The sequence below is a fragment of the Ruegeria sp. CK3 genome (assembly GCF_056536565.1).
This window is the reverse complement of the sequence record NZ_JBQFPV010000006.1, coordinates 340,930-351,969: the sequence shown is the minus strand read 5'-3', so window position 1 is coordinate 351,969 and position 11,040 is coordinate 340,930. Positions and strand designations below refer to the sequence as shown.

At 54.0% G+C, this 11,040-nt stretch carries 3 protein-coding genes; 2 read left to right on the top strand and 1 reads right to left on the bottom strand.

Going from position 1 to position 11,040, the window contains the following annotated elements; genetic code table 11:
* Window positions 1–220, top strand: a 220-nt coding sequence (locus tag ACR0C3_RS11095; protein ID WP_480758482.1) for a hypothetical protein, incomplete at its 5' end; no start/stop codon positions are given.
* Window positions 221–395: 175 nt separating this feature from the next.
* On the opposite strand, the gene ACR0C3_RS11090 is transcribed toward ACR0C3_RS11095, so the two are convergent.
* Window positions 396–6,146: an alkaline phosphatase D family protein gene (locus ACR0C3_RS11090; protein WP_480758481.1), complete on the bottom strand. Its 5,751-nt coding sequence runs from the start codon at window positions 6,144–6,146 to the stop codon at window positions 396–398.
* A 404-nt stretch (window positions 6,147–6,550) separates the two neighbouring features.
* Here ACR0C3_RS11090 and ACR0C3_RS11085 point away from each other — a divergent pair, with 404 nt between their 5' ends.
* A complete protein-coding gene (locus tag ACR0C3_RS11085; protein WP_480758479.1) occupies window positions 6,551–10,543 on the top strand; it encodes an AAA family ATPase in 3,993 nt (1,330 codons plus the stop codon).
* Window positions 10,544–11,040 lie beyond the last annotated feature (497 nt).

Sequence of the window (11,040 nt, the reverse complement as noted above, 5' to 3'; positions counted from 1 at the left end):
AAGTGCCGTCCTGTCCAATCCCAATATTGGCGGCCCAGCCATCGCGGCTGGTGGGTTGATAGTTCCCTTAACCTATGAACCGTTGCTTGCTTGTCAAGGGCAGCACGGCGTAGTGAACCCACGGTTACCGACTCAGAGATCAGGCCGGGCTATACATGTGCAAATTAAAGTAACTATTTGTTTTTATCTGTTTTGGCTTGGGGTGGTTATCCGAACGTGATGCCTTCATGCGCAAGGGTGCCGGGTGAGGTCCGGATTTAGCTGCGATCCGCCAATCATGAAAACTTCGGAGAACGGTAAACTTGAGCCCGAAGCGCAAAATGCGGAAAGTTGTTCCAACGGCAGCGAACCACAAGAAACCCACTTTGAACATGGTGATGACGACCCAAAAACTTTTACAGGTCAACGGTGCTAGTAACCCCATCTGAATATCGGCAACTGAGCCTCCAGCCAATTCCGTCTTTGCGCACCGCCAGATAGGTCGGTCCATCACCGGCAGAAGGGCGCGTTGCCGCGACCTTGCAAAAATAATCTATTCCGCCCTGCCTTACGGCTATCGTTTCACAATCGACAAAGTCCTCGTCGATAGCATTTGCAAATGGAAATGGCGACCACATTGCCGAAGTGTGAATGGAATGCATGCGAGTGATCAGATTGCCTTGATCGTCATTAAAGTCTGCCTTGGCGATACAGCCCCGATGTTCGTCGCCTGATAAGAAAACAACGTGCTTGATCGCGTTTTCTGCGATAAACGCAAGCAAGTCACGCATCGTTTCAGGGTATCCGTCCCACCCATCAGAATGAAGGGCGCTAAGGTTGCCGGCATTCAAATCTCTGTTTCGTTGAACCGCGCGCCGGTGACGCGGAAGCAGCATTGACGGCGTGACAACAAACTTTGGCATTGCGCTGATTTCGCTCTTGCTAAGCCAGTTTTTTAGGTGATCCATGTCGGGATCTTGAAACAGTTTCGCATTGTTCAGCATTCCGACTCTTCGGTGAGATCGTACTGTCCGTGCATCGAGGAAGTAAAACGGGAATCCATCGAAACTGAAATCGCGAAGCATTTTGTTCACGCCACGCTGATACTTTTCAAAGGCGGGCCTGCCTTTTTGCAGCGCAGCTTGGTTCTTTGCTGTGTCCGGCGTTGCGACCGGCTCCCAATTGTCCGTAATCTCGTGATCATCCAGCAGCATGAAAGACGGGACCGAGCGCAGGGCGGTACGGGCGCTGCGCATACGCAACCAGTTTTCGTAGGGAATTCGGTATTTGTCATCGCTGTCCGAAGGATCAAACAATCCGGCGGTCGGATCCACATAGACCTGATCGCCCGCAAAGATCATGAAACGAGGCGCTTCTTCCTGCGGGCCATTCAATGCATCTACGATGCTCTGATATGATGCAGACGCGACGGGTGCATCGAAGAAACCGGTTGGGTATTGGCAAGATGCCAGCGTGAATCGCGTTTCGTTCAAAACGGCGTCCAATGTCTGGTCCGGGATGATGCCATCCATCAACCTCCGGTCCTGGCCCAAAGCCTTGGCGACAGCGGCGCTGTTCACCATGGCCTGCTCAGCCTGTGTCGTATCCCTGTCGTGGATGTTGCGTTCTGTTCGAAGCGAGTCTGTATTTTTGCCCCCCTCAGGATCCGTCGCCGTGCCGGGCGTTGCGAGTTTCATGAGGTCGCTCGTCGCCTTCGACATGTCCTCGAACGTTCTGTATTCGAAATCACTGCGCTCTCTCTGAATGTCATAGTCGTTGGGATCAAATTGCATGACCCGTCCGGCCTGCGCGATGAAATAGCCGACAACCGGCAGAAACAGGGTGTCGGATTCGTCGTAGACAAGCAAAAGCAGCGTGGCGTTGCCCGCATGCAGGGGATCATGGTGCGGAAACGCGGTGGGCGGCGGCACTTCGAAGGCTGCCCAGCGATGATCCGTCAGGTCCTCGATCTTGAGAACGATCATGTGTTCGACAACATAATCAGGCGTCCACTCTGCGGTTTGATCATCGGGGCGGAGAATCTGGTCTCCGACGACCTGAGCGCGCAGCATCACGATCGCCTGGGCTTCGCGATGTGTTGGCGCCGATCCCAATCTTGCGATCAGCTTTGCTTTGGTGCCTTGGACTTCTTTGGTGATGATCGGCCCAATCCACGGCGGAAACGCGACTTTTTCATCATTTGGGTCTCCGGCCGTCACGTCTGAGAAATCTTGATCTAGAAACGTCTCGATCCGGCTCGCGGTTGCAAACCGCTTGGTCCCAATCAACGAATCCTGATGGCCAGCGCCATCGTTTACGAACGGATCGACGAAATGCGCGCCTGCGTCGCCGAGGATCGTCTCCATTCGGTCCAGCGTCGATACCGCCGACATCCCATTTTCTTCGCCATGCATGCTGAGCGTCGGGAAATGCCAGTGTTGGCGAAACAACCTGCGGGACACCCTTTGATTGCGTCCATGCCGATCCGTCATCATCGCGTAACGCGCATAGTGCAAAGCGGTGCTGACCGTGCGGAGGCTCAGCGCACCAAAATGCTCATCCAGATAAGTCAGAACCTCGGGCTCCATGTTCTCTGAGCTGAAATTTCGACCATAGATCGCATCCATTCGATGTCGGGTCCGCGTCCATGGCGTCCGTTTCCAGGGCAAGATCGGGTTCTCGATGTCGAATTCTTCGACCGGGTAGGGCAGACTGGTGAGCAGGCGATCCAGCAAGTCATCCGCCAGCGTCGGGTCTTGTGGCTTGAACTGATAGTTGTCGGGAAGGAACTCGATCAGATACCGCGTCGCATAGGCCTTGAAAATGTTGATCGGCGTAAAGACGACAAGCGGCCCGACTTGCGAGAATACGGCACGGTTGATTTTGGGTGGATGGCCAGACGCGGGCAAGGTCGAAAACCTGCCGCTCAGCGCAGCCATGCTGAACATAACCGTCCCCATGCAATGCGCCACGACGTCCACCTGCCCATCCGGAGACGCCTGTGCGGCTTGGTCAATCACCCAATCAACATCCTTGTTTGCGACTTGCTCGATACTCCAGGGTTTAGTCGCCGTATCGGGCACAGGGCTTTCTGTTCCATCCGGTAAGGTAAATGTCGTAGCACTGGAAAAAAGGGGGCTGGTGCGAAGATCGGCAAGCCACACGTCCCGACCGGTGTCAAAAATTCGGCTCGCAAGATTGGGTTCGACGGCGTGATGCGCAAATGTGGTCGCACCAGAACTGTAACCGTGCAGCATGACGACGGGCCGTTTGGTCGAATTTTCGTGCTTGTATTGCGTGATCCAGACTTCGGTATCTATCGGATCGTGTTCTTCACCAAGTTCGGGCACCTCAGCGGCAAATGTCTTTTTCACAATTGTTGCTGGAACTGAGCCGCTGAGGACACTGCTGACTTTCAATTCAGCAGGTGGCTGGAAGTGGATTTCATCATTTGCAGGATCCAGATCTTCGTCGGGTGCGCGGAAACTCCAGATATGAATGCCCAACAGCATTCGCAGGAAATATCCCAGGAACCCGATCATGTCCCCAATTGCACTTACAGCATCGTCTTGGCGGGCAATGCGAAAGAGTGGAATGTTGATCCGTGCGAAAAAAGCCAGATCGAGCTTGAGTACCGGCTTTGAAGATGACGACAGTCCGGGGAATTCCTCCAGATCCACGTCCATCAGCTGCCGCCACGGATTGCCCCTGCGTGCATAGGTAAACCGCTTGAACCCAACGATCTTGTTGCCATCCAGCGCTATGTCAGCTCCGGCCTCGGCGGGGCCGATATCCAGATCATATACGAAGCTGCGCAGCTCTCCGCTGCGGCTGGCAATGGCGATACCCGACTTGATGTGCGCAAACAGGCCGGGGCCATCACCGCCATCGACCAATGCCTGATATGTGTCGCGCGCACCCCGGTTGGGCAACCAGGCCGCCAAGGCCCTGACGATACGGCCAAGGCCAAATGAACTTTGGCGTTCAAATACCTTGAGCGTGCCGCTGATCGGGGCCTTGAACACAGCAAGCTCGTTCAGTTTGTCCTCACGCAGTTCAGGCGGATCCCAGCTGTCATTGAGAGATTTCCAATTGTCGTCATCCGCATAAATCCGAACTGTGCTTTGCAGGTGAGGGTTGGACGGATCAACCGAAACACTCAGGGTGCAATCGCCCCCCGTCGTTGGTGACAGATCGGCAATTTGTTTGGGCGCGAAGCGCAGGGTCAACTCAACGACATAAGATGCCGTTGACCCGTTTTGCGGCGCCATTTGAACCCTTCCGACAAGGCGCTCGAAGACTTCGACCTCTGTGCGCGGCTTGGGCACTGCGACATCCGTCCCCCGGAACACAGGCCGTTCAAGGGGGGCTATGGGCGCAACTGCAGGCGGAGCGTCTTCATATCCCCAGATATTAGCAAGGTTTTCGGCCGCACGCAGCGCGACTGCCGAAATCGTCAGTGCCGGATTTGCCCCAAGCGCGGTCGGCACGATCGATCCGTCCAGTACGACCAACCCATCGTGCAAACTTGAAGACGTGCTTGAGGCGTAAACTCGTCCAAACGGATCAACAACACCATCGGCGCCGGTGTCACCCATGGCCAGGCCGCCGAGCGGATGGACTGTCGTAACTGGCCCCTTTTGATCTTTCAGCAACCAGTTCATGGATTTTGGCAGCAGCCTCCAAACCGGGTTTGGTATGATGTGCCCGCCAGTATTGTCAGCCAGCCCTGACAGGGTGTCGACTTCGGTCTCAAAAATCGGGTGATTTTGGACATCGCTCCAGTGCATTTGAGCGATCCCATCGCGGTCAGGCGTCGGGTCTCCGTTTAGCGTAATATGACCGCTCGCGCCGTCGTTACCCATAACCGCAAACAGCGCAGTATTGTCTATTCTCTCCTCAGCGACCGAATAAATGTCGTCCTGTGGGAATCCTTTTGAATGCGCAGACCAATCGATTTCGTCCAAACTGTGAAGTGCATTCACGGTTCCAAAGAACTCTTTGAATACGATGCGCAGCGAAGCCGGAACAGAAATTTCTTCTATCAATACTCCTGCGGTATCGCGCAAATCGATGACACCCGTAATCGTAGGACCGATTTGACGTTGGGAGGGTTGTACCTGTTCGCTGGCTACATTGTTTACTCGGGCACTTGTATTGTAGTCTGCGACCAGCATATCGCCATTTGTCGAACAACGTTTTCCGATCATCGAATCCGAGACGACAAGACCTTCTGATTTTGACCGCAGCAGAATCTCGGTGGACCCAAGAGTGCCTGCCGCGACGATGACCTTTCGCGCGCGAACCCTGACAACTTCGGGATCGCCGTTCGCGTCAGAGTGGCGTTCGCGCAGGGCCGCGTTCGTGTAAACGGTGTTTACGACCCAGTTGCCGCCGTCTTTTTCAATGTGCAAAACGGTTGCGCCGCTGAAAATGTCCGCGCCATTTTGCTGCGCTTGGACCAGTAGATTGACATCCAATGAATCCTTGGCACCGAAATTGCAGCCCGTCGCGCAATCCCCGCACATCTTGCACATCTTCAGGGCGACGTTTCCAGTATTTGTACGATCCTCCATGGCCACGGTAATGGCGGCAGGACGAAACTTACCGCCAGGCGCTATGCCCTCAAGCGAATTGTATTTCTGCGGTGGGCCGCCAGGGCGCTTGAGTATAGTATTTGGAGCGTTGTCGACGGTCGCGCCAAGCAATGCAGATGCGCGGTCAAAATAGTTTCGCCATGTATCCAAGTCAGAAAGTGCCGCCGGCCATCCGGATTGAAAAATTTCGGGGCGAGGCACCTCCATTACGCCTGCATTGATCAGGGAGCCACCGCCGACGCCGTTTGCTGTTACCGTTGTCACACCCCTCCCCAGCCGGACATCAAACAGTCCTTCCCGATGTCCATCTCGGCGGAGATGCTTGGGCAATTCAGCTAGTCCGGTCGGGAAGGCGCCAGGCAAATACTCTCTACCACGTTCCAGAATGCCGATCGTAATGCGTTGGTTGTCATGATGTTTCCCAGCGAGCGTCGCCGCAGAGATAGCGCCTCCATACCCGCTCCCAATTATCAAAATGTCGAAATGCACATCGTCGGGGTCGGTCAGAACGCGGCTTACAAGGTTTTCAAAGCCTTGCGAAATCCAAGCGGTGCGAGAATCAGTGTCCAAGTTAACCGGCATTGCAACGTCTTCCCCCGAGTTCAAAAAGCGTTGGGAAACGGCGGTAATCTGGTCCGGTACTTAAATCCCAAAGCAAAAGATACTGTGCAATTGGGCAGTCATTTGCTCAGAGCAGAACTGTCCGATGCACTTATTTTTTCAAACAACTCAGCCACTAATTGTACGCATAGCGGCTAAAAATACAAGAAATAGGCCAGACAAACGCCTTCTAAGCCGAATATCCTCGGCAAGCACTTACAACACGTTCTTCGCAAATCCGTCTAAATGTGTAAGCATTAACCTGATTTTAGGTAGTGCTGACGCGAACTGAAGCTCGATTTGGTACACATTTTTTAACCATTTCGATGCCTTCCCATCTCCATGCGTCAGCATCCCGTTGTTGGAAAGGGATTATGGTCGAGGGCAATTCTATTCTGGCGAGCTTTTTACCTTTACGCTTGCTTGGAAGCATGTATCCCAGGCACCGCGCACGCCCCTCTGTCGTCAGACTTTCTGGCGCGGCTCTGTTTGTGGATGTGTCACGCTACACTGCGCTTGTTGAACAGTTGGCGCGCTGTGGCCAGACGGGCCTTGAAGAAATACCCAAGCTGCTTGACCAGACCTATTCACGATCAGCGAACCAAATCATGGCGAACGGAGGCGAGGTGCTCAGCTTCTCCGGAGATTCCTTTCTCGCCTATTGGCCTGCGGACACGCTCGGCGCTGCAGAAGCTGTTCGTCGCGCGATATCGTGTGCAGGTGCAATCTGCCGAAAAAGCGAGAGAGGTGCTGATCTTTCTGTAGTCTCAGATACACCCGCCATTCACGCCGGTATCGGTTTTGGCGAGATGTGGGTGGCGACGGTTGGCGGAAATCCGGTTTGGAACCTGATCTTCGGTGGCACAGCCATCCTGCAAGCGGCTACAGCGCAATCTCATGCTCGCAGTTCCAGCTATGCATTATCCGACGTTGCGCAGGCGGTGCTGGACACCTCCGCGGAACCCGTGGTCAAACCGGCTCAAGCTGATCTGAGCGATTGCCCGCCTTACTCATGGCTTCGCGGCTTCTTGCCACAACATTTTCAGGACAACCTTTTCCCTCGCGAAGAAGATGGCAACCAGGACAGCGCGTCGGGGCGCAACACGCTTCACAGCTTGAAAGACGTTGACGCGAAGCTGGAAGAATTGGCCGAGGTTCGTCCGATTTCAGCGCTATTTGCGCGGATTGTCGGGATCTCCACCGACAGTCCACCTGCAACGGAACAGTTTCAGGCGCTATGTGTCTCGTTGCAGGCATTGTTGATCGCGCGGGATTGTCCGGTCGGCGAAATGCTCATCGATGATAAAGGCTTGGTCTATTGGGTCGCCTTTGGGGAACCTGGAAAATTCCATCGTGACGATCCGCAACGCGCCCTTGATGCCGCGCGCGCGATCCGTGCAACCGTTCTGGCGCACGGATTTGACACTTCTATTGGAATTGCGACAGGTGAAGCATTGTTCCGGGTCGTCGGAAGTCCGCGTTGTCGTCAATGGATGGTTATTGGCCAAACCGTCAACCGCGCCGCCCGCTTAATGACCGAAACCGATGGGGCAATACTATGCGACGCCCCGACCGAGCGTGTCGCACGCAGCGAGTTCTTGTTCAAGCGGCGTGGAACGCTTCAGCTTTTGGGTCTGAGCGATATGACACCCGTGTTCGAACCGCTGGAACGTACACCCAGCACCGTATCCTCTGTCGATATCGTCGGGAGAACGAAAGAGATCGAGGCGCTGAAATCCGCATTCGAAAATGTCAAATCCGGCGCAAACCACATTGTCATCGTCGACGGCGAAGCGGGTATTGGCAAGACAACTTTAGTCAAGGCGTTTGCCGACGATCTCAAAGCGGAAGGATATGCGGTCTCGATTGCTTGCGCTGACCGCGAAGTTCAAAGAACCTCGCTGCTGATCTGGCGTAGAGTTTTGGAATTTCTTGTCGGAGTGCCCATTGATAGCAATGGGAATGACGTTCTTGAACTGATCCGGGTTCGCACGCAAAATCAACAAGATATAGAAAAGCGGCTTCCACTGCTTGGCGATGTACTCAGCATTGATATTCCACAAACCGAGATGACTCGGCATTTGCAAGGTGCCCATCGCGCCGACTCAACAATGCGCTTGCTTGGCACCATTATTGATCGACTGGGTCCACGCCCCCTAACCTTGGTATTGGAAGATTGCCAGTGGCTAGATTCCGCGTCCTGGCGTTCGGTGGAATGGGTGTTCGGTTCCGTTGATTCTCTATTTTTAGTTCTATGTGTTCGCGCGGGCGAAGCCCCGGAAGAGCTTGAGGATCTGCGTCGACGTACAAATCTGATTGGTTGGCAAAGTGACGGTCCAGCGGTTGCGTCACATCGGGCATGTGAAACGTTGAAATTGATGGCGCTGGATGAACGTTCTATTCAACAACTCGTGGCCCGTACACTTGGCGATGCTCCACCAAGTGATGAGCTGGCTGAAAACGTGTCTCGACTAGCTGGCGGAAACCCGTTTTTCGCCGAGGAGATATCCCTGTCCCTAAGGAACCAAGGGCTGATTACACTCCGGGACGGGTTTTGGTGTTCGAGCAGGCCTTTGGATGAATTGACGTTTTTTGAGGGTGTCGAAAAAGTTATTCGCGAGCGGGTCGACCGCCTGGACATGGCCGTGCAGAAAGTTCTCAAATCCGCTGCGGTGATTGGACGTCGATTTAACATCTCCGCACTCACGTTTCTCAATGGTGCAGGGGCTACAAAAATCGTCCTCCAACTGGCTGACGCCCAACTGATCACAGACACCGATGAACCCGATGTGTACGAATTTCGGCACGGGCAAATTCGTGATGTCGTGTACAATTCGATTCCCAGCGAAATTCGGCGTCAATTGCATGGGGCCATTGCACGCTGGATTGAAACCACCCGCCCCCAAGCCACCGGTGCGGATCTTGCCATCTTAGTACGGCATTTCGAAGCGGCGGACGACTTTGATCATGCCGTAAAGTACGCAGACCTGGCGGCAACAAACGCGGTGCAGGTCGGTGCCTTTCGAGAGGTAGAGTCCTTTGTGGGTATTTGCCTTGACCATGAACGACGTCAACGCGCGTTGGAACCGCTGGAAAAGCTGCGCTCGGTGCGTTGGCGACGGCAACTGGCCGAAGCGCATTACAGTCGGGGCGACATTCGGGCGCAGGGAGTGGCCATCCGCAAAGCGCTTGATGTGGCCGGGCAACCCGTCCCAACGAACAGCGGCAGGATCCTCATGTTGCTGATCATGCGTTTCTTGTTGCTCTATTTGAGGAACCTGTTGCCCATCATTCGAAAACACTTGGACCGAACCGACTCAAAGGAACGTGAAAGCGAAATCTCACGCTGCTTAGGTCAAGCTGCCACCGTCGACTACTTCGAGCTGCGAATGACTCGCGGTATGTGCAATTTGGCAGGTTCGGTCTTACATGCTGAAAAAGCCGGTGAAACTGTCGAAACGGCGATTTCGTCCGCACAACTTGCCAGCGGCCTGGGCATGATGCGCCTGCGCAAAGCGAACAACCGGTTGATGCAACGAGCCGAACAGGTTGCCGTCAAACTGGATGATCCGTCGACACAATCACATATTTGTACGGTGGATGCGCTTTGGCGCTTGGGTTTGTGTGAATGGCACGAAGTTGATACACGCGTCGATCAAGCCCTGCAGTTGGCGCAAAAAGCGGGTGATCAATTGCGCTGGTGCAATGCACAGGGAATTCGCTTTTGGTCGCAATACTATCGTGGGGATCTGAGTTCGCTGGAAGAAACGGCTTTGGCGTTGTTGTCCCGGGCACAGAATGCGGGTCACACGCAACAGGAAATCTGGGCTTTGCGATGCAAGGCATTGTGCATGCTGCACATTGATCGCCCTCGTGAGGCCGTCGAGATTTTGCACCTAATTTCTTCTGGTACAACAAAAATTTCCGACCTTGCCGCGGAAGTTTCCATCAAGGGAGCCCATGCCTTGTCCTTGTCGCGCGTCGGCAAACACGGCGCCAGTTATGATGCGTCGGTCGAAATGATGCGGCTTCTGGAGCAGATAAAGCGGCCCTCATCGCACGTCATCATTGTTGGAATCGGCAGCGTGCTGGAATTGCTCTTGCGCGGGCGCGAGGCGGGTGTTGCCGATGGGTATGACGAATGGAAACGCTTGGAAGACAAGGCCTTTGGCCATCTACGTCGCTACTGCAAGACATTTATCATCGGAGAAACCCAGTTAGGTCTTTGGTCAGGACTGGATCAATGGTTGAACGGTCATAGCGATAGGGCCATGCAGACTTGGAGGTCTGCACTAAAAGTCGCGCAAGACCGAACACTGCGCAAAGATGAGTCTCTAATCCTTGCCGAAATCAGACGGCGGGAGTGATTTGATGCTAAGTTATCTAGGCCTAAAATCCACTAAAGCGTTGTATTGCTCCTGGGAAAAGACTGGGGTTAAAATATGGCGGCTTTGGTGAGGGTGCACTGCGCCATCAGAAATTTTACGTTTACCGCACTAGGTGCTTTTTGCGACATTCTCTAAGCGCCCAAACCCGCCGTTCGAATAAAAAACTCTTAACGGCTAATCTGTCCGCATCTCGGAAGTTCACTAGTGAAGTTTTTTTAATGTCCGCTTCCGCGCTAAATCTGACATCTTAATTTCGTCCGGCAACGGTGGTTGCGCCCTCCCGCAACCAGCGTCAGAAAATCCAAACAGCCCGTTCAAACTACAATTGATCCTATGGATCAACCGCTTAACGTCCTCACCTCGTCAGGCTCGTATGAGATTTTGCTACGGCAACGCCTAGGATAACTTGGCTATTCTGACCGCATACTGCGATCGCCTTGTGATCTAAAGGTGTTTGAATTGGTCTACATGCAACG

Bases quoted from the DNA above. Each gene is read 5' to 3' on its own strand.
- ACR0C3_RS11085 (WP_480758479.1), top strand. From the start codon at position 6,551: ATGGTCGAGGGCAATTCTATTCTGGCGAGCTTTTTACCTTTACGCTTG.